General features: G+C 52.3%; 31 protein-coding genes, 1 tRNA gene and 1 pseudogene. 8 read left to right on the forward strand and 25 right to left on the reverse strand.

Annotation, left to right across the window (positions count from 1 at the left end; translation table 11 throughout):
• Positions 1–4 precede the first annotated feature (4 nt).
• From MV421_RS05175 to MV421_RS05220, 10 genes are all read right to left on the reverse strand, one after another.
• Complete coding sequence (locus MV421_RS05175) at positions 5–898, reverse strand: respiratory chain complex I subunit 1 family protein (protein ID WP_297503288.1); 894 nt, start codon at positions 896–898, stop codon at positions 5–7.
• Positions 899–2,740, reverse strand: coding sequence for a proton-conducting transporter membrane subunit (locus MV421_RS05180; RefSeq protein ID WP_297419712.1), 1,842 nt, complete (start codon positions 2,738–2,740; stop codon positions 899–901). It abuts the gene before it with no gap.
• On the reverse strand, positions 2,737–4,224 hold the full coding sequence (locus MV421_RS05185) for a proton-conducting transporter membrane subunit (protein ID WP_297419715.1): 1,488 nt from the start codon (positions 4,222–4,224) through the stop codon (positions 2,737–2,739). Before MV421_RS05185 ends, MV421_RS05180 begins: the two co-directional genes overlap by 4 nt.
• Positions 4,221–4,565, reverse strand: coding sequence for an NADH-quinone oxidoreductase subunit K (locus MV421_RS05190; RefSeq protein WP_297419718.1), 345 nt, complete (start codon positions 4,563–4,565; stop codon positions 4,221–4,223). The genes MV421_RS05185 and MV421_RS05190 overlap by 4 nt, the downstream gene beginning before the upstream one ends.
• Positions 4,562–5,269 (reverse strand): Na(+)/H(+) antiporter subunit B, encoded by a 708-nt coding sequence (locus MV421_RS05195; RefSeq protein WP_297419822.1) that lies wholly within the window; start codon positions 5,267–5,269, stop codon positions 4,562–4,564. Before MV421_RS05195 ends, MV421_RS05190 begins: the two co-directional genes overlap by 4 nt.
• 2 nt (positions 5,270–5,271) lie before the next feature.
• On the reverse strand, positions 5,272–5,556 hold the full coding sequence (locus tag MV421_RS05200) for a DUF4040 domain-containing protein (RefSeq protein WP_297419721.1): 285 nt from the start codon (positions 5,554–5,556) through the stop codon (positions 5,272–5,274).
• Positions 5,553–5,957 carry a monovalent cation/H(+) antiporter subunit G gene (mnhG, locus tag MV421_RS05205; protein WP_297419724.1) on the reverse strand — a complete coding sequence of 135 codons (405 nt, stop codon included), beginning with the start codon at positions 5,955–5,957 and terminating at the stop codon, positions 5,553–5,555. Before mnhG ends, MV421_RS05200 begins: the two co-directional genes overlap by 4 nt.
• Positions 5,954–6,208, reverse strand: a complete 255-nt coding sequence (locus MV421_RS05210; RefSeq protein WP_297419727.1) for a monovalent cation/H+ antiporter complex subunit F — start codon at positions 6,206–6,208, stop codon at positions 5,954–5,956. The genes mnhG and MV421_RS05210 overlap by 4 nt, the downstream gene beginning before the upstream one ends.
• The gene (locus MV421_RS05215) at positions 6,205–6,735 is read right to left on the reverse strand and encodes a Na+/H+ antiporter subunit E (RefSeq protein ID WP_297419729.1); all 531 of its coding nucleotides are present in this window, start codon (positions 6,733–6,735) and stop codon (positions 6,205–6,207) included. Before MV421_RS05215 ends, MV421_RS05210 begins: the two co-directional genes overlap by 4 nt.
• A 285-nt stretch (positions 6,736–7,020) precedes the next feature.
• Positions 7,021–7,521 carry a regulator gene (locus tag MV421_RS05220; RefSeq protein WP_297419826.1) on the reverse strand — a complete coding sequence of 167 codons (501 nt, stop codon included), beginning with the start codon at positions 7,519–7,521 and terminating at the stop codon, positions 7,021–7,023.
• A gap of 185 nt (positions 7,522–7,706) precedes the next feature.
• Here MV421_RS05220 and MV421_RS05225 point away from each other — a divergent pair, with 185 nt between their 5' ends.
• Together MV421_RS05225 and MV421_RS05230 are read left to right on the forward strand one after the other, a co-directional pair.
• A complete protein-coding gene (locus MV421_RS05225) occupies positions 7,707–8,966 on the forward strand; it encodes a radical SAM protein (protein ID WP_297419732.1) in 1,260 nt (419 codons plus the stop codon).
• A 138-nt stretch (positions 8,967–9,104) separates the two neighbouring features.
• Complete coding sequence (locus tag MV421_RS05230) at positions 9,105–9,662, forward strand: hypothetical protein (RefSeq protein WP_297419734.1); 558 nt, start codon at positions 9,105–9,107, stop codon at positions 9,660–9,662.
• Here MV421_RS05230 and wecB read toward each other — a convergent pair.
• Positions 9,648–10,781 (reverse strand): non-hydrolyzing UDP-N-acetylglucosamine 2-epimerase, encoded by a 1,134-nt coding sequence (gene wecB / locus MV421_RS05235; RefSeq protein ID WP_297419737.1) that lies wholly within the window; start codon positions 10,779–10,781, stop codon positions 9,648–9,650. The two genes, MV421_RS05230 and wecB, sit on opposite strands and share 15 nt — an antisense overlap.
• Positions 10,778–12,070, reverse strand: a complete 1,293-nt coding sequence (locus MV421_RS05240; protein ID WP_297419829.1) for a UDP-N-acetyl-D-mannosamine dehydrogenase — start codon at positions 12,068–12,070, stop codon at positions 10,778–10,780. Before MV421_RS05240 ends, wecB begins: the two co-directional genes overlap by 4 nt.
• Positions 12,071–12,353: 283 nt before the next feature.
• On the opposite strand from MV421_RS05240, the gene MV421_RS05245 reads away from it, so the two are divergent.
• Positions 12,354–13,484: a DUF354 domain-containing protein gene (locus MV421_RS05245; protein WP_297419832.1), complete on the forward strand. Its 1,131-nt coding sequence runs from the start codon at positions 12,354–12,356 to the stop codon at positions 13,482–13,484.
• Here MV421_RS05245 and MV421_RS05250 read toward each other — a convergent pair.
• Positions 13,416–13,988, reverse strand: coding sequence for a stage II sporulation protein M (locus MV421_RS05250; protein WP_297419741.1), 573 nt, complete (start codon positions 13,986–13,988; stop codon positions 13,416–13,418). The genes MV421_RS05245 and MV421_RS05250 overlap by 69 nt on opposite strands.
• A 5-nt stretch (positions 13,989–13,993) precedes the next feature.
• Positions 13,994–14,272, reverse strand: coding sequence for a lipoate protein ligase C-terminal domain-containing protein (locus MV421_RS05255; protein ID WP_297419745.1), 279 nt, complete (start codon positions 14,270–14,272; stop codon positions 13,994–13,996).
• A gap of 70 nt (positions 14,273–14,342) precedes the next feature.
• Between MV421_RS05255 and MV421_RS05260 the strand changes: the two genes are divergently transcribed.
• On the forward strand, positions 14,343–16,271 hold the full coding sequence (locus MV421_RS05260; protein WP_297419748.1) for an arginine--tRNA ligase: 1,929 nt from the start codon (positions 14,343–14,345) through the stop codon (positions 16,269–16,271).
• Here MV421_RS05260 and MV421_RS05265 read toward each other — a convergent pair whose 3' ends face one another.
• Entirely contained in the window at positions 16,272–16,667 is a 396-nt protein-coding gene (locus MV421_RS05265; protein ID WP_366938854.1) for an ATP-binding protein, read from the reverse strand.
• A 138-nt stretch (positions 16,668–16,805) separates the two neighbouring features.
• Here MV421_RS05265 and MV421_RS05270 point away from each other — a divergent pair.
• Positions 16,806–17,063 (forward strand): annotated as a pseudogene (locus MV421_RS05270) (dihydrodipicolinate synthase family protein); the annotation flags it as partial.
• Positions 17,064–17,065: 2 nt separating this feature from the next.
• Here the strand turns inward: MV421_RS05270 and prf1 are convergent.
• From prf1 to MV421_RS05295, 5 genes are all read right to left on the reverse strand, one after another.
• Positions 17,066–18,313: a peptide chain release factor aRF-1 gene (prf1, locus tag MV421_RS05275; RefSeq protein ID WP_297517979.1), complete on the reverse strand. Its 1,248-nt coding sequence runs from the start codon at positions 18,311–18,313 to the stop codon at positions 17,066–17,068.
• A 75-nt stretch (positions 18,314–18,388) separates the two neighbouring features.
• Entirely contained in the window at positions 18,389–18,625 is a 237-nt protein-coding gene (locus tag MV421_RS05280) for a pro-sigmaK processing inhibitor BofA family protein (RefSeq protein WP_297419754.1), read from the reverse strand.
• A gap of 95 nt (positions 18,626–18,720) precedes the next feature.
• Entirely contained in the window at positions 18,721–19,281 is a 561-nt protein-coding gene (locus MV421_RS05285) for a hypothetical protein (protein ID WP_297419757.1), read from the reverse strand.
• Between the two features lie 33 nt (positions 19,282–19,314).
• Positions 19,315–19,509 carry a hypothetical protein gene (locus tag MV421_RS05290; protein WP_297419759.1) on the reverse strand — a complete coding sequence of 65 codons (195 nt, stop codon included), beginning with the start codon at positions 19,507–19,509 and terminating at the stop codon, positions 19,315–19,317.
• Between the two features lie 72 nt (positions 19,510–19,581).
• Entirely contained in the window at positions 19,582–19,758 is a 177-nt protein-coding gene (locus MV421_RS05295) for a class III signal peptide-containing protein (RefSeq protein ID WP_297419762.1), read from the reverse strand.
• A gap of 115 nt (positions 19,759–19,873) precedes the next feature.
• Between MV421_RS05295 and MV421_RS05300 the strand changes: the two genes are divergently transcribed.
• On the forward strand, positions 19,874–20,437 hold the full coding sequence (locus MV421_RS05300) for a hypothetical protein (RefSeq protein WP_297419765.1): 564 nt from the start codon (positions 19,874–19,876) through the stop codon (positions 20,435–20,437).
• Positions 20,438–20,442: 5 nt separating this feature from the next.
• Here MV421_RS05300 and MV421_RS05305 read toward each other — a convergent pair whose 3' ends face one another.
• The 3 genes from MV421_RS05305 to MV421_RS05315 are packed head-to-tail and all read right to left on the reverse strand — an operon-like array spanning position 20,443 to position 23,324.
• A complete protein-coding gene (locus MV421_RS05305; RefSeq protein ID WP_297419768.1) occupies positions 20,443–21,711 on the reverse strand; it encodes a site-2 protease family protein in 1,269 nt (422 codons plus the stop codon).
• A gap of 41 nt (positions 21,712–21,752) precedes the next feature.
• Positions 21,753–22,154 (reverse strand): DUF126 domain-containing protein, encoded by a 402-nt coding sequence (locus tag MV421_RS05310; protein WP_297419770.1) that lies wholly within the window; start codon positions 22,152–22,154, stop codon positions 21,753–21,755.
• A gap of 9 nt (positions 22,155–22,163) precedes the next feature.
• Complete coding sequence (locus tag MV421_RS05315; RefSeq protein WP_297419773.1) at positions 22,164–23,324, reverse strand: aconitase X catalytic domain-containing protein; 1,161 nt, start codon at positions 23,322–23,324, stop codon at positions 22,164–22,166.
• A gap of 91 nt (positions 23,325–23,415) precedes the next feature.
• On the opposite strand from MV421_RS05315, the gene MV421_RS05320 reads away from it, so the two are divergent.
• Positions 23,416–23,490, forward strand: a tRNA-Met gene (locus MV421_RS05320).
• A 43-nt stretch (positions 23,491–23,533) separates the two neighbouring features.
• On the opposite strand, the gene MV421_RS11045 is transcribed toward MV421_RS05320, so the two are convergent.
• A complete protein-coding gene (locus MV421_RS11045; RefSeq protein WP_367271114.1) occupies positions 23,534–23,875 on the reverse strand; it encodes an LAGLIDADG family homing endonuclease in 342 nt (113 codons plus the stop codon).
• A gap of 529 nt (positions 23,876–24,404) precedes the next feature.
• Positions 24,405–24,605 (reverse strand): hypothetical protein, encoded by a 201-nt coding sequence (locus tag MV421_RS05325; RefSeq protein ID WP_297419776.1) that lies wholly within the window; start codon positions 24,603–24,605, stop codon positions 24,405–24,407.
• Positions 24,606–24,753: 148 nt separating this feature from the next.
• On the opposite strand from MV421_RS05325, the gene MV421_RS05330 reads away from it, so the two are divergent.
• Positions 24,754–25,209: a 30S ribosomal protein S15 gene (locus MV421_RS05330; protein WP_297419779.1), complete on the forward strand. Its 456-nt coding sequence runs from the start codon at positions 24,754–24,756 to the stop codon at positions 25,207–25,209.
• The last annotated feature ends 7 nt before the right edge of the window (positions 25,210–25,216 follow it).

The following is a 25,216-nucleotide window of genomic DNA, read 5'->3' on the forward strand; positions in this document are numbered from 1 at the left end:
CACCTCACACCGTGAGCAAAACGGCTATTATTCCCAGTATGGTCGGCCACTTCCAGAAGAACTTGGCCGCTTGGTCGATGGTGAACCTCGGGTAGATGCTGGCGACGAATATCGCTATGAAGAGCACCGCGAGTTGCTTGATGAAGAGGGTCAGTAGGTTGCTCGCCCCGCCAAGGAAGAGTATTGTGAAGAATGTCGTCTCCGCGAAGAGCTGTATCGCGTGCTGGGTGAAGAGTATCGCCGCCTGCTTGCCACCGTACTCCAGCATCGGACCCATGGATATTTCCGCTGGAGCACTTATGATGTCGAACGGCTCCAAACCTAGCATCGCCTGGAAGACTATGTCAAAGACTATCATCGCCAGGAGGAGCGCCGGGACAAAGATGCTCCATCCGTGGATTCCTTGTAGGGCCACTATCTCGTTGAGCTTGAAGGTTCCCCAGTGCTGAACGAGCGCTATTATCGCCAGTCCGTAAGGTAACTGCATCGCCACCATTGTAAGTAGGCCACGCTGGACACCCAACGCTGAAAACGGGTTGCCCGAACTCATCGCACCAAGCATTATTCCAAGCATCGGCACCTCGAGTAGGTAGGCAACTACGATTAAATCGGCGTTGGTGCTGAAGAGCCTGAAGTTTGCTACCGGGATGAAGAGGAGCGCCGTTATGGTGGCTCCGAGGGCGAACACCGGTCCAAAGTCGTAGATTAAGCCGTGGCTGACGCTCTCCTTCTTCCCGAGGAGCTTGAGGGTATCTATGAGCGGCTGGTATATTGGAGGACCCACCCTCCTTTGTATCCTTGCTATAGCCTTTCTCTCGATGCCCATGAACAGGAAGCCCACCAGCGTCGCGTAGATGAGTATTCCAATCGCCTCAAGGATGAGTTTCCAGTATATCATTCACAGCACCCCCCACAGCGCGAGTATAAGGAGTATTATTGCCAGATACCAGGAGTAGCTCTGGACGTTTCCGTTGTAGAAGCCCTCCCTGAGCCAGTCGGCGAAGTCCTCGAAGAGCCTGGCAAGCCTCTCATAGAAGCGGTCCCAACTGTACTTGAGCCAGAAGTCGAGTGCTTCCGCGAGCGGCCTGTAGAAGTTCTTCCTGATGGAGAGGTTGTAGTCCTCCGTAACGGGGTTACCCGACTGGTAGGTGTCTGTAACCGCTATCTTCCTCGCCCTTGCTCCGTAGACGTATATCAGGCCAGCCACGGAGAGACCGAAGAGCAGTATTACCGTAACCAGCAGGGCGTTGTATGTTCCGTGTGGTGTTATCAGCTTGGTATAGGTTCCGCCGATTACCTGGCCGCCGAGAACCTTGTTGAGGTACTTCGTCACAAGGCCGGGTGCCACACCGAAGAGGACGTTCGGTATTGCAAGTATGGTCATTGCTATAAGGAGCGAGACGGGAGCCTCTTTAACATCCTTAAGGTCGCTCGGGGTCTGACCGTACCAGACTCCGTAGAGGAACCTGACCACGTAGGCAAAGGCCAGGCCGCTTCCGAGGAATATCGCACCAGCGACGAGCGGCATGTGAGCGCTTATAGCTGCTTCATATATGAGCCACTTGCTCGCGAAGCCGGCCATTGGGGGTATTCCTGCGAGGCTGAGCACCGCTATGAGACCCATCGCAAAGGTGTAGGGCATCTTCCTTGCAAGGCCCCCCATGTCTTTAAACTGGGTCTTCCCTGTCCGGAGAATTATTGCGGCAGTGACGAGCCAGAACAGACCCTTGAAGACCGCATGGCTGAGCACGTGGAAGAGTCCTCCCATGAGTCCGAGGCTCGTGCCGGTTCCGAAGGCGAGGAGGATGTAACCCACCTGCCCAACTGATGAGTAGGCAAAGAGCTTCCGTATGTCCTCTTGCAGAACCGCGAGGAAGCTTGCGACCACGACGGTGATGGCACCTATCCAGGCTATTATATAGGCGAAGGTCAGGTGGCCGTGGAAGGTCCCAAGTTCGGCGTAGAGTTTATAGCCCATCAGGATGTAGATGAGCAGTATTCCATAAACACCCGCCTTGCTTAAAGCCCCGCTGAAGAAGCTGGTGTAGCTCTGGTCGGTCTCACTGTACGCTCCCGGCGCCCAGACGTGGAGTGGAAATGCCCCGGCCTTGACGCCAAATGCCGTGAGGAACAGCGTGAAGAGCAGTATCGTCTCGCCCTTTCCGATGGTTCCGAGGGAGACGTCCATTAGGAGGGCCTGTCTTATCGTGTTGAAGTCAAAGGAGCCGGTTTTGGCGTAGAGGATGCCTATGGCAAGGAGCATTGAGTACGCACCTATAACGCTGAGCACGAAGTACTTGAGCGATTCGTGCCGGTTCCTCCTCAAGACCATCATGAAGCTCGCGAAGGTCATCAGCTCCCAGAGCAGGAAGAAGCTGATGAAGTCCTGGCTCAGGAAAACACCCAGCACACCGGTGAAGCTCATGAGGGCGAAGAGCCACTCGTAGCCCCGTCTTGATGTGGAAACCATTCCGAAGGCCATGGCTAGGGCTACCGTTGAGGCCACCGCGGTGAAGTACCAGCTCATAGTGCTCAGCTGGAAGTGGAGGGTAAACCCGCCCACCGTAATCGAGTAGTTCAGGGGGTTGGTCGTAACTTCGGTGTAGAGCTTGGCGAGGTAGGCTAAGGGCACCGCGGCACCGATTAGTCCTATCGTCTCCCTAACCCCCTTGAAGTCAAAGACCCACGCGAGAACCCCTGCGAGCAGGGGGGTAAATAGGATAATCGGGATCCCGTTCATGCTCCCACCCCCATTAAGGGAACGTTCTTGATGTACTGCCCGACGTTGAAGATGTCGCTACCCGCTTTTTGGGCTAGATTCCATGCGTAGTTCGGGTAAACGCCTATTACTATCACGAGCGCCGCGAGGAAGAGCAGTATGAGGCTTATCGCCAAACCCTCGCGCACTCTCTCACCCTCGCCAACGAACCACATGGTGTGTATGAAGCGGAGGTAATAGACCGCCTCCACGACGCTCGCGCCGAGGATCAGTGCGACACCCCAAGTGTAACCGGCCTGAACGCCCGCTATGAGTATCCTGATCTTACTCCAGAATATGTTGAACAGCGGGATTCCGACGGCGGCGAGCGAACCGACGGTCAGCGTGAACGCGGTCAGGGGCATCCTCCTCCCCAGTCCCTGGAAGTCCTCTATGGCCGTTCCGCCGAGCTTTACCCCAACGTAGCCGACGCCGAGGAACAGGAGGGCTTTGACTATTGCGTGGTTTATCATATGGAACACTCCCGCATCAACCCCTGCCTGAGTTCCAAGGGCTAGGGCGAAGGCTATCATTCCAACCTGGCTTATTGATGAGTAGGATATCATCCTCTTGACGTCTCTCTGCCTCAATGCGGCGAATTCTGCCACCACGACGGTCAGGGTGGCCATTGCAATGAGCAGTTTTAGGACGTTGTGCCAGCTTTCAACAGCCTGCATGAGGTAGAGGAGCCTTGCGATGGCGTAGAGCCCCGCCTTGACGACGAAAGCCGAGAACATGACGGTTATCGCGTGCGGTGCTGCCTGGTAAGCATCCGGTGCCCAGGCGTTGAGTGGGAACAGCTCTGCCTCAACTGCAAGTCCGAAGATTATGAGGGCCAGACCAACCTGTGCAACCATGGGATTCATGTTCCCAGCGAGCTGGGCTATCTGGGCCATGTTGAGGGTTCCGAGGGAGCCGTAGATGAGTGTCAGGCCGATGAGGAAGAAGCTTGAGCCAATTCCTCCGAGGATCATGTACTTGAGCGAGGCCTCGGCCGCTTCCCCTGTCTTGTTGTATGCAGTGAGCGCGTAGGCCGTTATTGACGTTATCTCCATGAAGACGAAGAGGTTGAAGATATCGCCGGTTGCTATCATTCCCGTCGCTCCGAGCATCAGCAGGAGGAGGAGCATCGCGTACTTGTCTATTGGCTGCACCTTCATTGACCAGATGCTGAACACGGCGGTAAAGAAGCTTATCACCGCAACTATCAGCACGAAGAGGGCCGCGAAGTGGCCGATGTATAGGTCTATGCCGACTGGCGGCTTCCATGCGCCGGCCATGACTATAATGGGCTTGCCGGTTGTGTAAACCGTGTTGAAGACCCAGCCGGCTATTCCTGCTTGGATGGCGGTTATTATTACCAAATAGGCTTTAATGCCCTTTTCACCGGCCCTCTTAATGAGGGGTACAAAGAACGCGCTGATGAGGGGCAGGGCTATGAGGAGTGAAGCGTACTGAACGTTCATCCTCTCAACCTCCTTATTTCCTCAACGTTGAGAGTTCCGTATTTCTCATACAGGATTATGGCCGCGCTGAGGGCGAGGGCAGTGGTCGCGACGCCTATGACGATTGCCGTGAGGACAAGTGCCTGCGGAATCGGGTCAACTGCCTGGTTTGGACCGATCCCCTCGCTCAGGATTGGCGCGCTCCTTCCTGATATGTAGCCAATGCTCACCAGGAGGAGGTTGACGCCGCTCTCCATTATGCTCAACCCGATGAGGATTTTGAGTACGTTCTTCTTAACGAGCACAGCGTAGAGGCCTATGAGCACGAGTGAGATGGCCCCGAAGTAGTATGCGCTAATCATTCCCTCACCTCCTCCTTGAGCATGTTGTCGATGATGCCGCTAAGCTCGGTGCCGACCTTTATGGCGATTAGGGTGTAGATTATCGGTATGAATCCGCCGCTGAAGAGTCTTCCTACGTTGTTGATCCCCCAGTGCCACTGCTGCCATATCCAGTCGTAGAGGAAGTAGCTACCCAGAACAAGACCGATGAGGCCAACTAAAACGTAGCTCATCCCCGCAACTCCCTCTGTCTGCTCGAACGCCTTGTGTGGTATCTCGTACTGGGTGAACGCCAGGTAGAGAAGCAGGAACGCGGTTGCTATTGTCGCTCCACCCGGGAATCCTCCACCCGGGGTGAGGTGTCCGTGGATGAATATGTAGGCGCCGAAGACTATTATGAACGGCACGAGAAGCCTCGTTCCGGTTGTCAGGACGATTGAGCCTTTAGTTTTGGCTGTCCTCTCCTTCTTTCTCCTCCAGAGAAGCGCTCCAACGCCGGTTGAGGCTATGAACAGAACCGTAACCTCACCGAGCGTATCGAAACCACGGTAGTTAACGACTATTGCTGTAACCACGTTGATCGCGCCGGTCTGTGCCTTAACGTGGTCGAGGTAATACTGACCCACCAACATTCTGTCCTGGCCGAAGGGGACTCCAGCAAGTCCCTGAGCTATCCAGTATCCGATTATCAGGAGGGTGATTATCGCGAGTGCGCGCTTGAGCATCTTCACCACCTCACCCACCAGCCAGGCTTTTCTTCATCCTCTGTCTCGTAGCGCTGGGTTCTCTTTATTGCGAATATAAACACTGCCCCGCTGAGGGCCGCTCCTATCGCCGCTTCGGTCATCGCAACGTCTGGTGCCTGCAGTATGAAGAACAGCAGCGACGCGAACAGGCTTACCGCTGCCATTCCCACGGCCGCCGCTAAAAGATCCTTCCATTCGACCGCCAAGATTGCCGAGAGTATCATGAGTCCGATGATTATGTACCCAATGCAGGCTATGCAGTTCATTCCTCACCACCCCCGTTCTGGGTTTCTCCTGCTTCTTCGACCTCATCCGCGCTAGATTTAGCGAGGTGCTCCGCGTACTTGTCCATAACGCTTCCCTGCCACAGGGGGATTCCTCTCTTGTACGCGGCTCTAATGAGCGCGTGGGCGCTTATGGGATTGGTCAGCAGGAGGAAGGTTGCCACCACGAGGGTCTGCACAATCCATGCCCATGAATAGCCCTTTCCAACGGCCCAGAGGCCGGTTCCGACCATGACTCCAAGACTTCCTAGTGTTGCGCTCTTCGTTGACGTTTGCATCCTGTTGTAAACATCCGGCATCCTGATGAGGCCCAGCGCCGACAGGAAGTAGAAGAACGTTCCCATGAGCACTAGAACCTCGCCTGTGGCTGAGAGTACGTTCATAGGCCTCCCTCCAGATACCTAGCGAAGGCTATAACCCCACCAAAGGCCAGGATTGCATAAACGAGGGCCACGCTGATGTATATCATCCTGCCGTAGTAGAGCGAGAAGAGCACCATCAGTCCGGTGGTTATCGTCGTCATGATGTCAACTGCCACGAGCCTGTCGACGGTCGTTGGACCCCTGAACACCCTGTACGTGCTGAGCAACGTCGCTATCGCTATGAGTATGAGATAAACACTCAGTGCTATCATCCGAAGATCACCTTCAAGAATTTTTCAAAGGGTTCGGTTATGCTGGCGGATGCAACCTTAACGTGCTCCTCCTCGTTTTCGGTGAGGGCTTCATCTGGAACCCATATCCAGTGGATGAAGTACTCATCGTCGTCAACGTCGAGGGTTATGGTTCCAGGTGTTAGCGTTATCGAATTGGCCAGGGAGAGCTTCCCCGTGTCTGTGTTGAGAATGGTCCTGCACTTGACGATTCCGGGTCTTATCGGCCTCTTCGGGTGAAGAACCCTGTAGGCAACGTCTAGGTTCGCAACTATCATGGCCCACAGGAAGTACGGGATATACGCTATTGCGTAGGCGACCTTCTTTGGATGGAAGTTTGAAAGCCCCGCGGTCGTGAATATCTCGTAGGTGAAAGCCGCCACCACCAGCGACAGCAAAAATCCAAATTCAAGCTCCTGCGGGTCCAAACTGGACGTTAGCAGTATCCATATCAAGAATAGCACGATAACAGTGTACAGGTACCTGCTAATTTTGCTCGCTTCCCCCATATCATCAACCTCCGGTGGTTAGTGGACACCTTCAGACAGGCAAGGTGAAGCTAATCGCTGGTTTAAAACGAAGACTTATAAACGTTACCTACCGAAGGCAAAGGTTTAAAACCTATAGTTAAAATAGGGGCGTCAGATTTGTCCTTTGATGATACGGGGGGTTCTCCATAGTCCTTGAGTGTTTCATTTCTTCTTAGTTCAGAGAAATGTTTGCATCGGTCAGCTCGGACGACAAAAGATGATCAACAAACCTCCAGCTTCAGATAAAAGGAGAACAGAAAAACCTCAGTAAATTGAAATCCTCTTGACACCCTCAAGCTTGGAAAGCTCGTTGATGAGGTCTCCGGGGATCGGCTTCTCCGTGATTATTGTGAGAGTGGCTTCCGGGTAAAGCTCTGGGTCCTCGGCAACAACCTGGACAATGTTTATGTCCCGCTCAGCTATCTTGTGGGCTATCTTCGCCAGTATCCCCACTGCCCTCGGCTCGGGTTCTATCTCAATGACGCCGTATCCAATGTGCCTTCCCACGTACTTCATGTGAACGGTAGGCTCGAGGTTCATGTATATCTCCTTAAGCTCTGGAATTTTAAGTATCATTCCAACGGTCTCCTTCACGACGCGCCTGTCCACGTCGAGGGCCTTGGCTATCTTCGTGTATGGGACCTCTATGTCCCCGGCTTTGATCTTGAGGTCTTCTGAAACCTTCAGGCCGTACTTGAGGAGTGTCTTGGCTATCTGCTTCCGAACTGGATATTCATCAAAGTAATGCTCTATCTTTCCCCACATATCCCTCACCAATATCAGTTCATCACTAGACTCTTTAATCCAATGATATTAAAATGTTTCCATGCCCACATGGTGGCAAAAGACGCTCATTTATAAATCTTTAGGCAAAACCTCACTCCAAACTTCCCCAGCTCGGATTTTTTATCCATCGGCGGCTTTTTAAGGGTTGTAGAAAACGCCCGAATATGGTCTGGGTTCGCCTTCCCCACGTCACTTTTCAGGACATTGGAGAAACGATCAGGCTCATCTGGCGCAACACTCTCTACGCGGACTTCGAAAAGGATGAGCTTGAGAGGATTATCACAAGGAAGTTTAGGGTCTCCCCCGAGATAACCGTTAAAGACGGCGCCCTTTTCATTGACACGAACTACGATAAAGTTGAAGGCTACATAGCCCTCTACATCCAAAACAACCTCGGCGCCCTCCTTAGAAACCGCTATACCAACAGGAGGGTTCTTTACATCCACGAGGGTCTAGACGTTCCGCTCCTCGGCTACAATGCTTTTGGTTTGATAGACCGTGGGACTAACCTCATTCAAATAAGGGGAATAAGTGGCTGTAATCTAAGCTGTATATTCTGCTCGGTTGACGAAGGTCCTTATTCCAGAACCCGGAAGCTCGACTACGTGGTGGACATCGACTACCTAATGAGGTGGTTTGATGATGTTGCAAGGATGAAGGGTAAGGGCCTCGAGGCCCACCTTGATGGCCAGGGCGAGCCGCTGATTTACCCCTTTAAGACTGAGCTCATCCAGGCCCTTCGTGAGCACCCGAACGTTTCGGTCATCTCGATGCAGAGCAACGGAACGCTTTTGACGGACAAGCTTGTTGAGGAGATGGCGGAGGCAGGCCTCGACAGGGTGAACCTCTCAATACACTCCCTTGACCCCGACAAGGCTAGGATGCTCATGGGAATGAAGAGCTACAACCTCGAGCACGTTTTGGAGATGGCAGAGGCGTTGGTGAACGCTGGAGTTGATGTCCTCATCGCACCGGTGATAATCTTTGGAATAAATGATGATGAGGCAGAGGCTCTAATAGAATTTGCTCGAAAAATAGGCGCAGGAAAGCGCTGGCCTGCCTTGGGCTTCCAGAATTATGTCCCCTACAAGTTCGGCAGGAACCCGACGGTAGCCAAGGTTATCTCTTTTAAGGACTTCTACGCTTGGCTGAAGGGGCTCGAGGAAAAGACCGGGATGAGGCCGCTCGTTTTAAAGCCGAAGCATTTTGGCATGGAGCGGAGAGAGTTTATCCCGCTCGCTTTCAGGCCAGGAGAGGTTATTAAGGCGGATGTAGTCCTCCCCGGGAGGATAAATGGTGAGATGCTCGCCAAGGCTAGGAATAGGCTCATAGAGGTCATAAACACCGACGCAGAAATAGGGGATAGGATAACCGTCAGGATAGTCAGGACGCGGCACGGGATTTACATAGCAACACCTGTTTAATTGGAGTGTGAGCTTCTTAGTAATTCTAAAGGTTCTCAGTTATCTGTTGTATATCTTGCTATGTTACTTAACTTTTATTGCAGTATGAGCAATTGAAGTCGAAAAAGCTATAAAATATTGGGCATAACATGTATATGGGTGGGTGACATGGGAGTGTTTAAAAAACTAATAGTAATAGTTATCGTGGCAGTAGTGACATTTTATGTCATCCCTGCATCACTTGCGGATGTTTCAAAGACATTCACAATGTCATCCAAGGAACTCAAGAGCCCCACAGTGGGAACTCTGAACTATTCCATTGATCAATCCAGTGGGAGGAATCTGCTTCCGTCATCTCACTCGGTGAATGTCTCGGAGGATGCTTTAGGTGTCAATCTTCAGAGTGGAGTTTACAACTTAAGCCAGCTCAATGGTTCGTTAAAGAACGATATATTAAATCCTTCAAAGTGGTATGTTGGAAACACCTCCCTCAGCCCAGAATACGCGTTTAAGGTCTACAAAGATACTCTGAAAGTTGTGAAGAACGCAACTGAGACCTCTAATTCAATTATTGATAGATTTCTGGGACTGTTCGGTGGCGATTCTGGGAACAGTTCAGTTTTAGGGGACGCCATGAACTCGGTTGAGAAATTCCTTGAAGGTGCCAAGAAATTAATAGAAAAAACTGAAGGGGAGGCATCCTCAGATAAATCTTGAGCTCCTGACCCCCAACTCTTCCCTCTCATAAAGTTCCAGCAGTATTTTGGCTATTCTCTCGCCGGCCCTCCCATCGCCGAAGGGGTTCGGCGCACTCGCCATCTTCCTGTAGAATTCAGCGTCGTTCATTAGTCTATTGATATACCCAAGTGCCCTCTCCTTTTCCAGACCCACTAGCATGTTTCCCCCGACTTCAACCGTCTCCGGTCTCTCCGTGTTGTAACGGAGTGTTAAGCACGGCACGTCCAGAATTATTGCCTCCTCCTGAATTCCGCCGGAGTCGGTCATTATCGCGAAGGCATTCCTTTCTAACCTGAGGAAGTCGAGGTATCCGAGAGGCTTCGTCACGATTAAGTTCTCAATCTCCTCTACCCTCTCTAGCAGTCCGAATTCCTCCATTCTCTTCCTTGTCCTCGGGTGCATCGGATAGATTGCCCTCATTGGAAGGCTCTCCAGTATCTCCACGAGTTTTTCCAGGTTCTCCTTATTGTCAGTATTCTCCGCACGGTGGGCCGTTATCAGTATGTATCCCTTCGATTCCAGCCCCAAGCGCTTCAGTACATCACTCTTCCCCTCGGCAACTTCGGCGTTCTGAGTTACTGCATCCACCACCGTGTTCCCGGTCACGTAGACTTTCTCAGTTATCCCCTCGCGCTCTAGGTTCCTCCTCGCTTCCTCTGTCGGGGGAAAGAGAACCTCACTCGCGTGATCAGCCAGGATCCTGTTTATCTCCTCAGGCATTGTCCTGTCGAAGCTCCTTAGACCTGCCTCGACGTGTGCCACTGGAATCCTGAGCTTGACGCTCGCCAATGCCCCAGCTAAGACTGTGTTGGTGTCACCTTGGACGAGGGTCACATCGGGTTTCTCCTCCATCAGAATCTTCTCGATTTTAATCATAGCGGTTCCCGTCTGCTCCGCTTGGCTTCCAGAGCCGACCTCAAGGTGGTGATTGATCTCGGGCAGTTTAAGCTCCTCAAGAAACACCGCGCTCATCTCGTAGTCGTAGTGTTGACCTGTGTGAATCAGTAGCGGCTCTACGCCCCTCTTGAGGAACGCCCTTATGACTGGAGTGAGCTTGATTATCTCGGGCCTGGTGCCGAAGACTAATGCTGGCTTCAATACCCACCCCTCCCTATTCCTTTGAAGACGAAGCCTTCCGGTGGTTCGTTGATCACGTGCCTTCCGTCAATGAGGATTCTGGTGCGCATTAGCCTTCCAACCATTTTCCAGTCGAGCGATTTGAACTCCGAGTGGTCGGTTGCTATAACGACCGCGTCTGCACCTTCCAGTGCTCCTTCGATGCTTCCGTGAGTTCCTCCAGCAAAGGGGTCGTAGGTTCTCACCTCGCCAACGTCCCCCTCGATAGCCTCTATAAAAGCTTTGGCTGGGGAGTTCCTAGTGTCGTCGCTGTCCCCCTTGTAAGCTAATCCTAGCACAGTCACAACGGCATTCTCTGGTGGAAGGTTGATCAGGGAAAGTGCCTCGAAGAGCAAATCTTTAGCTAGGAGGGGCATGCCATCGTTTATATCCCTGGCAAGCCGTATCAGCCCAAAGTCATCCTTTGCCGGCCAGATGAGGAGGTGCGGATCCTTCGGCAGACAGTGGCCGCCGACACCTATCCCCGGCGTGTGGATTCTAACCCTAGGGTGTGTGTTGGCCAGCTCTATCGCCTCGAAGACGTCTATGTCGTACTGGTGGGCGAGATAGGCGAACTCGTTGGCGAGGGCTATGTTCACATCGCGGAAGGTGTTTTCCATGAGCTTAACGACCTCACTGACAGTGGAGCCGGTTTTGAACGTCCTCCCCTTGACAAATGAGCGGTAGAGCTTTTCAGCGAGTTCAGCACTCTCCGGGGTGATTCCACCGAAGATACGCGAGTTGTAGACCAGCTCCTTGAAAATCCTACCTGGCATCACCCTCTCTGGGGCGTGCACCATGTAGAAGTCCCTTCCAGCTTTGAAACCCGTGAGTTCCTCAAACAGCTTCGCCATTTTAACCGTGGTGAGCGGTGGAACGGTGCTCTCGATGACGACTAGTGAACCTTTCTTCATAACATTGGCCACGGTTTTAACCGCACCCTCAAGGTAGCTTAGGTCTGGGGTTCTGTCCCCCTTGAGGGGGGTCTGAACGCAGATTATGTAAACGTCCCTGTTCCCCAGCTCTTTGGGGTTGGACGTAGCTCTGAGCCGCCCACTTTCAACTGCCTTTCTGAGAAGTTCATTTATCTCTGGCTCCACTATGTGGGCCTTTCCAGAGTTTATTTTATCAACGACTCTCTCTCGGATCTCGTAACCGGTAACACTAAATCCTGAGTTGGCGAACATTATGGCTGTGGGGAGACCTATGTATCCGAGACCGACCACGGCTATCTCCGCGGTTTTGTCTTTTATCCTGCTTTCTAGATTCATTCCAGTCACCTTTGGATGGTTACTCCAGTTCAATAAAAGTCTTTTCCAGAAAACGGTTTCCGTAGGGATTTCTAGGTCTCTTTAATGGGTCTATCTCCCTTGAGTAAGGAGAAGGCGTTTGGAAGGGGACACGACAATTAGTGATCCTGTTTTAATGAGAGAAATCGTTATAAACGTTCTGCTAAAAAAAAACGGTTGATTCACCTAATAAAAAGAAGGTACCACAACCGTTTTTGGGAAACCCTTATATGGAACAAAGGTGTCCACTGATACGGTGGGTAGAATGAAGGTATGGGTCGACATAACAAACGCGCCTCACGTTCACTTCTTCAAGGGTATAATCAGGGAACTTGAGAAAGCAGGTCACGAGGTTCTCATAACCACGAGGGAGTTCGACGGCCTCACCGGAATCCTCGACATGTATGGCTTTGATTACTACGTTGTTGGAAGGCACGGCGGAGCCACACTCGAAGGGAAGCTCATAGCAGGAACAGAGAGGATGTACAAGTTGAGTAAGCTCATCGTAGAAGAGAAACCGGATTTGACCCTTTACAAGCACTCCGCAGAGGCACCGCGTGTTGCGTTCGGCCTCCAGATTCCATCCATAGGTTTTGTCGACAACGAGACCGCTGTAGGCCAGAACAAGCTCATCCTTCCTTATACCAAGCTCCTCCTCTTTCCCAAGGCCATAGACGCCTACGACCTGCTCAAGTGTGGCGCCGACCCGAACGGTATGAGGCCTGTCAACGGCTTCTCCGAGCTTGCCCATCTCTACGGCTTTGTACCTGATAAAAGGGTTCTTCGCGAGCTCGGGATTAAGAGAAATAGCTACATAGTAATGCGCACCGAGCCGGTTAAGGCCAACTACTTCAACGGGCCTGAGAAGAGTGTCCTTGAGGATGTCATCCCCCTCCTGCCGGATGTGCCCATAGTTCTCTTCCCGCGCACGGAGGAGCAAAGGAGAAGTTTTGAACGCTTTTCAAACATCATAATGCCAGAGAAGCCCGTTGACAGCCTCAGCCTCCTCTACTATGCCCGACTCATGATAGGTGCCGGCGGGACGATGAACAGGGAGGCAATAGCCCTTGGAACGCCTACAATCTCGACCTACCCAGGAAAGCTCCTCGCTGTAACAAGGTGGCTCGTGGAGAAAGGGGTCAAGTTCCACTCCACCGACCCAGTAAAAGTTGCCGCCATGGCCGAGCGCATGATGGAGATGAACGGGAGCTACCGCTCGTACATCCGCTCCGTTGTGGGTGGTTTTGAGAACCCCATGAACGTTATCCTGGAGGAGATAGAGACCTACGAGGAATCGGGACGGTTCATGGCTGGGCTGGAGGGAGGGTCAGAGACCGGCAACCTTGGGGGTTACGTAGGCTTCCACCAGGGCCGCTATGAAGAGAAGCGCCACTGAGAGTAGGTAGAGTTTGAAGCCCTCTACCATCCCTCTTTTGAACCTTCCTCCAGCGTTCCCCTCCCCCCTAGCGATTTCGAGGTACCAGGTTATCCCTGCAACGCCCGCGATGGCTATGGCGGGTATCTCTATGATTCCGTGGGGAACGAGCGCTAGGATTATCTTGAACATGGGGAGTCCGCCTGTCCTGTGGGCGACAAAGACCACCAGACCTACCATCAGACCGTTGAAGGCCATTATGAACCAAGGCCCGAGGCCGAAGAACAGTCCCGAGAGGAGCATCAGCAGTGCCACCATGGAGTTGTTTGTGAATATCTTCATGAAGTTGTGGAAGCTTGAATCCGAGGGGGGTCCTATGTGTTCGATGAGGCGCTTTACCGCCTGGAGTGCCTCCCCCGGACTGTGGGAGCCTACGGCGTATCCCACGAAGGAGAACACTATAAACACCGCAAGCAGTAGCCAAAAGCTCTTCCAGGGGATTTTGATTCCACTCCCGCGTTCCATCTATATCACTCCTTTAGGGCGTTCTTGAGGGCGATTTTAAAGTCCTCAACGTTGACATAGGGCATTTCCACGTCCATCCTCACCGCGAAGAACTCCTCTAGGATGCCATCAAGCTCCTCAATTTTGTGTCCTTCCAGCGTTTCTTCAAGCTCGTGCACTACATCTTCAGGATGCATGAAGAAGTCGCCGGTGATCCTGATGTGTTCGGCAACACCGTTCTCTTCGTCGAACTCTATTCTTATGAGTCCCTTCCTGGCCTTGTGCTCTCCTATGTGGTGCCCCATGTCGTCACCCCCCTACGAAGTAAGCGGGGAAGTTTTTAAAGGTTGGGCCCAACTGGTGGCGGTGATGTGAATGAGCTATGGAGAGGTTAAGGAGCGTGTTATGCTCATCCTTGGGAAAGTTCTCGATGAAATGCTGAACGAGGCTGGTAAGGAGTGGGACGGTGAGATAACCTTCGATGAAACGCCGAGTATCGAGCTGGGTGACTTCGCGACGACGGTGTCATTCCAGCTCGCGAGGGTTTTTCGTAAGGCGCCGAAGTTCATAGCCGAGGAGGTCGTAGCGCGCCTTAAGGGGAGGCTTCCGGAGGAGATAGCCGAGATCAAAGCGGTGAACGGCTACATAAACTTCTACCTTGACTACGACCGCTTTGGGAGGGAGATTGTTGATGAGATAATCGAAAAGGGCTCCGCCTATGGCGAGAGCGAGATCGGAAAGGGGAAGAGGGTGGTAGTTGAGCACACATCCGTGAACCCTACGAAGCCCCTTCACATGGGGCATGCGAGGAACTCCGTCCTCGGCGACACGATGGCGAGAATAATGCGGAAGCTCGGCTACACCGTCGAGGTTCAGAACTACATAGACGACCTCGGAGTTCAGTTTGCCCAGGTTCTCTGGGGTTATCTCAACCTGAAGGAAAAGTTCGAGAGAATTGAGGCCGAGCTCCGTGAGAAGGGCCTCAAGGAGGACTTTATAGACCACGTCATGGGCCTGCTCTATGTCGAGGTGAACAGGCAGCTTGAGGAGAACCCCGAGATAGATAGGGAAGTCCGCGAGCTGATGAAGAAACTCGAAGAAGGGGATAATGAGATAGCGGAAACCGGCAGAAAGCTTGCGGAGCGTGTCGTCAAGGCCCAGATGCTCACCACTTATCGCATGGGAATAACCTACGACCTCCTCAGCTGGGAAAGCGACATAATGAAGAGCGGGATCTTCGGCGAGGCCTACAAGCTCATCGAAGGTGACGAGAACTTCTTCTGGGCTGAGGAGGGTAAGTATAAAGGAGCCTTCGTGATGGACCTCAGGAAGCTCCTTCCTGATATGACGAACCCCTTCCTCGTCCTCAAGAGGAGCGACGGGACGGCGACCTATACCGGCAAGGACATAGCCTATCACCTCTGGAAGTTCGGTAAGGTCAGCGCCGATATGCTCTACAAGCCTTGGGACAGGCGCGGAGATCATGAGACTTGGACGACCGCGCCGGACGGGAAGGAGATGCCGGGGAAGTTCGGAGGAGCCAATATAGTCATAAACGTAATCGGTGTGGAGCAGAGGCACCCGCAGATGGCTGTAAAATACGCCCTCCAGCTCCTCGGCTTCGAGGACAGCGCGGAGAACTTCCACCACTTGGCCTACGAGCACGTTGTTCGCGAGGAGGGCAAGTTCTCCGGCAGGAAAGGAACATGGGTAGGCTTCACCGTCGACGAGGTTCTCAACGAGGCCGTCCAGAGGGCCAGGGAATTAGTCGAGCAGAAGAACCCGAGCCTGGGCGATGCCAAGAAAGACGAGATAGCGGAGACCGTTGGGGTTGGAGCCGTCCGCTTCAACCTCGTCAAGTACAGCCCGGACAAGATAATCACCTTCCGCTGGGATGACGTCCTCAACTTCGAGGGCGAGAGCGCCCCCTACATTCAGTACTCCCACGCTCGCTGTGCATCGATTCTCAGGAAGGCCGCGGACAGGGACATTAAGACTGACTGGAAGGTCCTCATCGAAAGGGCAGACTTCTCAAAGCTCACCAACCGCGAGAAGGAGCTGGTAAAGCTCCTCGCCAAGTTCCCGGAGATTGTGGAACAGGCCGGGAGGGACATCAAGCCGCACCTCATCCCGTGGTACGCCAACGAGCTCGCTTCGCTCTTCAACAAGTTCTACATGGACCACCCTGTGCTCAAGGCAAAGGAAGGCATTATAGAGGAGCGCCTGCTCCTTGTCTTGGCCACCAAGCAGGTTCTCAGGAACGCCTTGGAACTCCTCGGCATCGAGGCGCCTGAGAGGATGTGATCATCCCTCCCTCAACACTCTTTCCACAACGGGGTCTATAATTCTGTATTTTCTGTTTTCCCTGGTTATCCACCCCATCTTTTTCAGGTTCCTAAGAAGTTCGCTTAGCCTCGCGTTTGTTACGGGTCCAGCTTTGGCCTCCACGTATTCCTTAATCATGCTCCAGCTGGTCAGCCCCATCGCCACGGCGTGGAGTATGAGCGAATATCTTCTGCTCCTTTTCTCGAGCTCCAGGAGTTCCTCCCTGATGAGCGCCCTAGCCTTTCTCATCGTCATGTCGAGGGCCCGCTCGAAGTCCCCCCTCTTCCAGTAGTGGAAGCCGAACTCGACCAGCCAGCCGGGGATTCCGTCGAGTTCCTCAACGGCGGTTTCTATTTCTTCCTTGGAAACGCTCATGTCAACCTCATTAAAACCCCTCCTGAGGAACTCCCTGGAAAGTTCCCTGCTGAAAGGCTTGACCTCAACCTCCTCGTATATCCTTCCGTAGAGCGGGCTGGAGTAGTCATCGAGGCCCAGGAAGTCATGGAGAAGCCCAACTTCGCCCCGGAGCTCCACCTCAGCGTGTGGAAGGCCTTCCAGGAGAAGCGCTTCAAGGACGCCTTTGAGGGCGCGCGCAGGCTGGCGAAGCTCTCCGGGGTCTACAACCTTGCATCCTCCTTCGGCTCGGCGATAAAGCTGGCAATGTCCCTAAGGGGCTTCTCGATAAAGCCTGTCCTGAGGCCGCCCTACGTCATGGATGGTGAGGAAACGAAAGAAGGGATAGGGAAGCTACTGACAGAGGTTCTTGGCTGACTTCACCTTATCTTGTACCTCAGAAAGGCGGCGATTCCTCCGAAGGCCTTGTAGAACTGCTGGCCTTCCTCCGTGTCGAGAGATATGACCTCGACGTCTGAGCCGGCTTCCTCAGCCATTTTTATGAGCTCCTCAGCCACATCCCATTTATCGAAGCTGATGTTCTGGCTGCCACACTTCGGGCAGTGGGTGAGCCTCTTCCTATAGATGTGGAACTCCTGCTCGCTCATCGTCTTTGTTTCTTCCCAGCCGCAGTTGTTGCACTTCGCGTGAACCCTGACGCGGTCGTATCCCTCGCTGATGAGGAGGGTCTCGACGGCCCCAAGCTCAAGGGCCTTCCTGACTTCCTTCTCACCGTAAGTTATCATTCCGGTGTCCTTGACGAGGTGCTTGAAGAAGTTCTGGATGAGGTGGCGCTCCTTGATGGCCTCGTGGTCCCTGAGGATGTCACTGGCCTTTTCGACGAGCTCCTTGAGGCCGTATTCACCGCTGTAGCTTATGTCGACGACGCCTATTATCTTCTTCCTGAGCTCGTGGTGGAGGTACTCCTTCTCGATGAAGTCCTCCTTGGTCGGGCCGGGGCCACCTATGATTATGCCCCTGAGCTCGCCCTTCTCAAGGAGCGGGAGGAAGACCTTGGCTGCATGCTCCGCTATGCGCTTCATAAACTCGTGTGTTTCCTGCTCGCGAATCCTCTCGTAACGCCTTGCAGACTGACCACCAGCCCTCGTCTTTCCGGGGACATTGGATGTGAGTTCATCTATCACCTCTATCCTCTTGCCCCTAAGCAGGCCTATAGTCGCCTCGTTTTTCTCGACGGTTATGAGGCCATAGGCGTCTTTAACTCGGAGCATCTCCTCAAGCGGCTCGGTGACAAATGTCTGGTCACATCGATAGAGCCTAACTTTGAGCGGCTCCGGGGGGACTATCGCCCAGAGTCGTATATCGCTCACTCCCTCCTGCTCGCTGACGTTTCCTACGAAGAGCGCTAGGCCGTTTTTCGGCGTCTGTCGGTAGAGCTTGAGATGTTGCATCGCCCTTTCAAGTGCCCCCAGAACGTTCTTTCGCGTTGATTTGCTCTTTATGTTTTGGGCTGTCCCGTACTCCTCGCGAAGTTGCTGCATGACCTTGTTTACATCGTATCCATCTGGTATGTACAGGCTGACAAGCTCGGTTGCTCGACCTCGATAATCCTTCAGCTCCTCCACCTTCTTCTTGAGTTCATACATATCGGCAGACTTGTGAGACATGAGCATCACTCCCAGGATTTTTTTCGCTGAAAGATGAAGAAAAGGCGAATTTATAAAAGTTTAGGGATTTAGACACTAGAACCACGAGATTATTATAAGTGCTATAGCCCCTAGAACCCCACCTATGGCGACCACGAGGACGTTCAGCCAGGTAAACGGCACGTTCGAGATGCCTACCCAATTAGTGAACCAGAGTATTATCAAACCTATGACCGCGTTGGCCACGAGATACCTTAATATGGCAAGCCCAATCCTGACCACCAGCAGAAAGACCAGAAACAGGAAAAACAGGAACAACAGTTCAGCTAACATGGTACCACCGAGGTGTGTATAAAGCGAACCGTCTTTTTAAGTTTTCTCGCAAGTTGGTACTAACAAATGAATGGGTGCATGAAGATCAAATGGGACTAGAGTTTTGTCAGGGCCTCTCTGGCTATGTCTCCAAGTCTCACCCACTTCTTTCCTTCAAAGGGCAGTACCACCTTGTCCTCAACGTTAACCAGTTCACTGACCTCTCCCCTGAGTTCGTGGAGTCCAAGCTCCCCTATGACTATGAGAAGGAACCCCTTTTGGTCCTTGTTTCCCTCCCGGAGTCCCCTTGCGATGGTGTCCACGATCCATTCCCTGCTCTGGGTGACAAGCTCGGGGAACCTCCTAATGGTTTCATACGCCAGGAGCATGGCGTTTTCCCTAACGTAGGGATTCCCGTTTTCCATAAGTGAAACAAGCTTTTCAAATGTTTTTGATGACATATGCTTACCTATTGAATCCGGGCTTTCCCTGACCACGTCGGTTAACAGGAGCAGCGCGTCACCTACTATCCCAGGGTTGCTGTCTTCGAGGAGTTCAAAGAGCCCCTGGAGTGACTTCTTGTCCTTTATCGCCTGCACGGTGGCCTCGTCAAAGCGCTCCTCTTCGATGAGTTTTTTCATTTTATCCTTCTTTGAGCCGAATGAAAGGAAGCCCATTGTATCACCCCTAGTTGCGGGCTTGACTTACACTTATGTTCTGTTGCCTAAATTCTCTAGGCTCCTACTTAACTCCTTTTCCGTTTGATTCATTTTGTTTCCTACCTCTCTGGCCAGTCCTTTAACCCCGATCAGTCTATATATGATAATCGCCGCTATAATCATCCCTATTGCCATTACAGTAATGTACTCTAACGAAGACTGCCCTCTTCTGAACATCGGCCGCACCACCGCATTTATTAAAATAAAAATCCGAGAAATATTTTTAAAATATAAAAACAATATATGGAAAAAGAACCATCAGCCACTCTGGTTAAGCTGGTTGAGTGTGTTGTTAAGCTCCTTGGATGTGCTGTTTATTGTAGTCGCGGCATTCTTGGTCCTTCCGCTGAGCTGTCTTACAACAACCAATATTATAATCAGGGCGGCCGCAATCATAAACAGGTACTCGATAGCACCCTGGGCTTTTCTCTTCACTTTAACACCTCCAAAGGGTTACTTCAACCCAGTTAGACCAAAAAAGCTTATATAATTTTCTACTCAAATTTAAGGGGGAGCTACCCAATATTGTGGAAACTACAGGGGTGGTCATGTGCAGTTGCTAACTTTCCAACATGACTCTGCAAGTGTTGAGGATGTTGCAACAAACATCGTACTCAAATCAAGAGAAATCCTCTCACATCGTCAAGGTTTCATATCATCTGCAAAGATTGACATGTCCTTTGGAGCTTTTATGAACCTCACCGTAACTCTGGTGATAGATGACCGTCACAACATGGAAAAGGGGGTTGTGGTGGAGCATTCAACCGGTAAGAACAGAGAAGATGCCATAAACAATGCCGTGGTAAAGGTGAACGGTTCCCTGCCGGATGGAGCGCGCGTGGTGGCTTTCGACGTTGGGACTTACATCACCCCAGTAACTAGGAGAACCTATGCCGTTGTCGTTGCCGTTTATAACGCCCCCCTCCAGAAGCGTGACCTCAGTGAGTATAGCCTTGGGGAACGACGGAGCCTTCTGAAGAGGGTCCTACGGGAGTTTGACTACAACCCCAAGGTCCTCAATATCTCGGAAATCGCCAGGGTGTTCGGGGTCTCGAGGGATTCAATCTACTACGACATTGAGCAGATACTGAAGGAGGCAATGAAAAAGGGCTGACGTCCTCATCCAGATGCACTTATCGGTGCTGGTGTCGCGGAGAGAACGAATAGCACCACAGCAATGACAGCTAGGAGGATCCTCTTCTTGGATAGGGGGGTCACTTCGTCGAGCGCTCCAGGATTTCCGGCCATACCCATCATGAGCACGAGCAGCCCCCAGATCATCCACCCAATCCACAGGTAACTCATGGCCATCAGTGCAAATGCCAGAACAATCGTCATGTAGCGGTGTGCCTTTTCTGACAGGAGCGCCCTTGCTATGTGCCCTCCGTCGAGCTGGGCTGCGGGAATGAGGTTGAGGAATGTTACAAGTATCCCAACCCAGCCGGCTATGGCGATGGGGTGGAGGAAGAGAACCGTGTTTCCAGATTGGGAGAACATGTACTTTTCAATGAGCATGAATAAGAGATTCTCACCGAATGTTATCCCTCCCTGTCCTGGGGGGATGAGGTTTGCCGGGACTGAAACCGAGAGCTTCAATCCGATTATGCTTACTGGGAGGGCCACGAGGAAGCCTGCAAGGGGTCCACTGACGCCGAGGTCTATGGCTGCATCCTTTGTTGGCAGGGGGGATTTAACGCGTATAACCGCCCCTAAAGTTCCGAGTATGCTTGGGAACGGGATGAAGTAAGGCATCGTGGCGCGAACACCGTGGTAAGCGGCTGCTATCTTATGTCCCAGCTCATGGGTTCCTAAGATCCCCATGACACTGATGGAAAATGCCAGGGCGTTGAGATAGGGGTTTCTGATGCCCGGAATGCCATAGCGGTCAAGGAGTTGTATGTACCCCATGGACAGGAGGTAGCCGGCCAAAAACGTCGTGGCTATGGTCGAAATCAGGAAAACCCACGGGAGCCAGGGGTTGTCGGGTTTGATCTCCCCCGCGGGGAAGACGTAGAGAAAGACCTCTCCACTCCTCTTTTTTAGAGCCGCCCAGTAGCCGTGCTCCTCAAGCTCTCTTAGGAATTCCTCAAAATTGGCTGAGAGGGTTTCATCGACAGTGAACACAAAAACGTTTCCGTCCCTGCCACGGAAGTTCGCCCTGTAGAATTTCTTTATAACATCTTCCACTTCATCGGTGGGTTTGATGGGCGTTGGGCTTATCACCATGTCCCTCTTATTCAGCTCAGGAGAGGGCATTCTTTCGGTTTCAAACCCCACCAGGATCATGTCGCCTCCACATCTGGGACAGGCTCCCTCAAGAAGAGGCTCATTAGAGTCAATGATTTCCCTGTGACCGCAGTTTACACACTCGTAGATTCCCCTCGGCATTTTCTCTCCCAGAGTGAAAAGTAGAAAGGAGGTTAAAAAACCTACTCCCCAGATTCGGGAACCTCCACTTCACCGTCCTCGGCGTTGACCCTGGCCTTGACACCACTCTTCAGCTTTGAAATATCTACGCCATCAACCATCGGAATGCTTGAGATTATCGCCCCGGTTGCTACTATCGTCTCGGCTTCACCTGCGATTATTGCCTTTGGAGCTTTGCCGTTCTTCTTAAGGGCGTAGATGATGTATGAACCGACGGTTGAACCTTTTCCCCGTGGAAACGCGAGTATCTTCCCGGCTATACTCTGCCCGCGTATGTCGCTCTCCGCGTCGGTGACGACCCCTGTCTCCGGGTCAACACCGCCGAGGAAAGAGAGGGGCTTTTGAGATACGATAAGCTCGCCCTCGGCCTTCCCTCCGACTATCTTCCTCCCCTTGAGTCTCATCCTCTCACCTCATGGGGCCTCCTTGATGAGGTTTTCAGCGTCATCTAACCTCACGTTGAATCCGAAGGAGCGGAAGTAGAAAGCTGATTTCCCGCTGTTGGTCGCTATGCCTCTGTACCATCCTTTTATCGGCGAGACGACGAAGCACACATCTGGAACTATCCTCCCGTTGTAGCGCTCTATGGTTTCTGTGTAGCCAAGTGCATCTGCCAGAGCTTTTACAGCCCTGCTGGCGGTTATGGAAAGGGGTATTTTGAGAGGTCTTCCGCGCATCGCCAGAAGCTCGGCTACCTCCTTCACCTCTGGCAAGGAGGCATGAGGGCAACCGACGAGGATCATATCTATCCCGCTCCAGTCGTCTCTGAACTGCTCTTTAACAGCTTTGATGTCGTCGTTTTTGACGGTTATCGTTTCCAGTTTATCGGCTATCGCTTTCCTGTATTCAGGGGTTTCCCCTTCAACGTGGTAGAGCGCTATCGAACCGCTCGCCGCCATCGCGGCCCCCATCTCCTTGAGGAACTCGGTCTGTTTTGGTTTTATACCCCTGAGGTATGGCACGTCGTTGCCAAGGGTTCTGCCGAGGTGGTAGCCTAAGGCCGCGTAGTCAACGAACGTCCTGACTTTGGCTTTAACGTCAACGATCACCGTCGCCTTCCGGTTCTCATCGAGGTGGAGTCCGTAGTTCGGAGTTTTGCCCACTATCGCTGCCGCCAGACTTGAGGGGCCGCCCTCCCTGTTGGTCCTCGCCCCGATTATCGAGTTGGCGAAGACCACCGCTGAGCTCTCGCTCCAAGCTATGTGGTCGCCGAACTTCGGGAGGTTCGCGCCGTAGTATGGCGTACAGGTCGAGGTAACCTCGATGCCCATCTCGCGGTAGAGGTTGAGGACTTCACTCTGCTTCTCCATAAATATATCGTCTCCTATTCCAGCAGGGTTTAAGGTCGTGTAAACGGAGACTTTTGCGCCGGCGTCGGCGAAATCCCTCAGGAACTCAAGTCCCGCTTCACCTATGTTCTTGTAGGAGACGCCCGCAACCTGTGCGCTTTTGATTGGTATGAGTCTATCGGCCCCGTAGATTTCCCCGAGGGCAACGAGTATCTCCATGGCTTTCTGGAGGGCGTAGCCGTATTCACCGGCAAGAATAAGCTCCTCCTCCTTAGTCAGGTACATTCCACCACCGTTATCAGTTCGTGCGGGAGAATATAAAGCCCACCCCGAAAGATTTATAAACCTCTCTCAAACACTAAGAACTGAATTGAGCAGCGGGGTGGGGCAGCTAGGAGTGCCCGCCGGGCTCATAACCCGGAGGTCGGCCGTTCAAATCGGCCCCCCGCTATTCCGCTTTGTTATAGTTTCTTTAAAATTTTGTCTGTTGTGTTTTAGTAGTCCGAAATACATGAGTACTTTGTTCTGTTTTCTTGGGATACTGAATCCAATCTCATGGGTATATGCGTAGACACTCCCCTGCGGTATATCGTCAGTGTAAACAGATCCGAATTGTATTGGTATTGCTTTCCTCGTATCATCACAAGTTGTCCTTTTCGCTTTGTTTGATATATCTTCGAATGGATATTCAAGCCCGTCAGAAGTTCTTGACAGAGTTTAAGGATGTCAAGGTTATAATTGTACACTTTTACTCTAACATAGCTTCCTGACACAATTGTGCTCCCTTCACTGTCGAAAAAGCCCCTGAGGAACTCCCTCGGATACACCTTTGCCACTTCAAAGAGCCGTTCTCTTGGCCCGGTTAGAAATCTAAAGAGGCTTTTGCTGGTGGCTTCGACGTACCACCTCCCGCTCCTTGTTCTATCGTTTTCAAAGCCTATCCTGGGGTTAATGCCTATTCCTCTGAGTGCCCTCCTGAAGGCCTCCGCAAACTCCCTGTCAATGACCTTGAGCTTAACATTGTAGTGGTAGTTGTCGTTCTGGTTAGTCGTAATTTGTGTAAAGTTTGTAAGCCTCGTTACGGCTAACCTTCCAGCCTCCCGTCTTCATCGGCTGGCTTTCGGGGGGAACGGTGACTCCCCACATTTTCGGGGCTTTTCAGCAGTCTCCATTCGGGCTTAACAACCCCACATATCGGAGACTACCACACCAACACAAAATACGCCCTAAAGTATTTAAAAATCACGCAAAACAAAAAGACCCAAACCCCCCACCTGTTACCATCTACGAAACAGCCCTTTTGGTTGCCGAGGCGCCCCAAAATAGGCCCAACTATATGTGCCAGCTCTGGGGAGGGGTTCAAATTTACTCGCTTTGTCTTGTTAAACGTGTTGTTCGTGCCTTACACCAGCGGAGAACCATTGCCTTGGAGAGTTTGACGTCAAACTCCCTGCTAATCTGTTCTGAAATTCCCCGATAGCTCAGTTCACTCTTCCTGAGCTCTTCAACCCTTTTCTGTATTACTTCAATTTCATCTTGGGAGAAGAGTTCTTTGAGGGTTCGCATGATGACTATTTGAATTTGTTTCTTAAAAACGTTTCTAAATGGTAACAATACGGGGGTGAAATCCCAGGCAAACCTTTTTAAATCCCTCCCCAATTCTCAACGCGAAGGGGCGGCTGGCGAGAGCTGGCCGTCACCCGGAGGTGTTCGTATGGCGAGAATACATGCTAGAAAGAGGGGTAAATCTGGCTCAAAGAAGCCGCCGAGGACCACTCCGCCGACTTGGGTTGAGTACACGGCGGAGGAGGTTGAAGGACTCGTTATCAAGCTCAGGAAAGAGGGTTATAGCACGGCCATGATAGGAACGATCCTCAGGGACCAGTACGGAATCCCGAGCGTCAAGCTGATAACCGGAAAGAAGATAACCAATATCCTCGAGGAGAACGGCTTAGCCCCGCAGATCCCGGAGGACCTTATGGCGCTCATCAAGAAGGCCGTCAACCTCAGGAAGCACCTCGAGATGCACCCTAAGGATAGACACTCCAAGAGGGGCCTCCAGCTCACCGAGAGCAAGATTCGCAGGCTCGTCAAGTACTACCGCAGAACCGGCAAGCTGCCCGCAAAGTGGCGCTACGACCCGGAGCAGGCCAAGCTCCTGGTTCGCTGACCCTTTC

It is taken from the genome of Thermococcus sp. (genome assembly GCF_027023865.1).
In the GTDB taxonomy this organism is placed as follows: Archaea; Methanobacteriota_B; Thermococci; order Thermococcales; family Thermococcaceae; genus Thermococcus.

Excerpts from the sequence above, each read along its gene's own strand:
- MV421_RS05175 (WP_297503288.1), bottom strand. The coding sequence starts at position 898 with ATGATATACTGGAAACTCATCCTTGAGGCGATTGGAATACTCATCTAC.
- MV421_RS05180 (WP_297419712.1), bottom strand. The coding sequence starts at position 2,740 with ATGAACGGGATCCCGATTATCCTATTTACCCCCCTGCTCGCAGGGGTT.
- MV421_RS05185 (WP_297419715.1), bottom strand. The coding sequence starts at position 4,224 with ATGAACGTTCAGTACGCTTCACTCCTCATAGCCCTGCCCCTCATCAGC.
- MV421_RS05190 (WP_297419718.1), bottom strand. The coding sequence starts at position 4,565 with ATGATTAGCGCATACTACTTCGGGGCCATCTCACTCGTGCTCATAGGC.
- MV421_RS05195 (WP_297419822.1), bottom strand. The coding sequence starts at position 5,269 with ATGCTCAAGCGCGCACTCGCGATAATCACCCTCCTGATAATCGGATAC.
- MV421_RS05200 (WP_297419721.1), bottom strand. The coding sequence starts at position 5,556 with ATGAACTGCATAGCCTGCATTGGGTACATAATCATCGGACTCATGATA.
- mnhG (WP_297419724.1), bottom strand. The coding sequence starts at position 5,957 with ATGAACGTACTCTCAGCCACAGGCGAGGTTCTAGTGCTCATGGGAACG.
- MV421_RS05210 (WP_297419727.1), bottom strand. The coding sequence starts at position 6,208 with ATGATAGCACTGAGTGTTTATCTCATACTCATAGCGATAGCGACGTTG.
- MV421_RS05215 (WP_297419729.1), bottom strand. The coding sequence starts at position 6,735 with ATGGGGGAAGCGAGCAAAATTAGCAGGTACCTGTACACTGTTATCGTG.
- MV421_RS05220 (WP_297419826.1), bottom strand. The coding sequence starts at position 7,521 with ATGTGGGGAAAGATAGAGCATTACTTTGATGAATATCCAGTTCGGAAG.
- MV421_RS05225 (WP_297419732.1), top strand. The coding sequence starts at position 7,707 with ATGGTCTGGGTTCGCCTTCCCCACGTCACTTTTCAGGACATTGGAGAA.
- MV421_RS05240 (WP_297419829.1), bottom strand. The coding sequence starts at position 12,070 with ATGAATCTAGAAAGCAGGATAAAAGACAAAACCGCGGAGATAGCCGTG.
- MV421_RS05245 (WP_297419832.1), top strand. The coding sequence starts at position 12,354 with ATGAAGGTATGGGTCGACATAACAAACGCGCCTCACGTTCACTTCTTC.
- MV421_RS05250 (WP_297419741.1), bottom strand. The coding sequence starts at position 13,988 with ATGGAACGCGGGAGTGGAATCAAAATCCCCTGGAAGAGCTTTTGGCTA.
- MV421_RS05255 (WP_297419745.1), bottom strand. The coding sequence starts at position 14,272 with ATGGGGCACCACATAGGAGAGCACAAGGCCAGGAAGGGACTCATAAGA.
- MV421_RS05260 (WP_297419748.1), top strand. The coding sequence starts at position 14,343 with ATGAGCTATGGAGAGGTTAAGGAGCGTGTTATGCTCATCCTTGGGAAA.
- MV421_RS05265 (WP_366938854.1), bottom strand. The coding sequence starts at position 16,667 with ATGAGCGTTTCCAAGGAAGAAATAGAAACCGCCGTTGAGGAACTCGAC.
- prf1 (WP_297517979.1), bottom strand. The coding sequence starts at position 18,313 with ATGTCTCACAAGTCTGCCGATATGTATGAACTCAAGAAGAAGGTGGAG.
- MV421_RS05280 (WP_297419754.1), bottom strand. The coding sequence starts at position 18,625 with ATGTTAGCTGAACTGTTGTTCCTGTTTTTCCTGTTTCTGGTCTTTCTG.
- MV421_RS05285 (WP_297419757.1), bottom strand. The coding sequence starts at position 19,281 with ATGGGCTTCCTTTCATTCGGCTCAAAGAAGGATAAAATGAAAAAACTC.
- MV421_RS05305 (WP_297419768.1), bottom strand. The coding sequence starts at position 21,711 with ATGCCGAGGGGAATCTACGAGTGTGTAAACTGCGGTCACAGGGAAATC.
- MV421_RS05310 (WP_297419770.1), bottom strand. The coding sequence starts at position 22,154 with ATGAGACTCAAGGGGAGGAAGATAGTCGGAGGGAAGGCCGAGGGCGAG.
- MV421_RS05315 (WP_297419773.1), bottom strand. The coding sequence starts at position 23,324 with ATGTACCTGACTAAGGAGGAGGAGCTTATTCTTGCCGGTGAATACGGC.
- MV421_RS05325 (WP_297419776.1), bottom strand. The coding sequence starts at position 24,605 with ATGCGAACCCTCAAAGAACTCTTCTCCCAAGATGAAATTGAAGTAATA.
- MV421_RS05330 (WP_297419779.1), top strand. The coding sequence starts at position 24,754 with ATGGCGAGAATACATGCTAGAAAGAGGGGTAAATCTGGCTCAAAGAAG.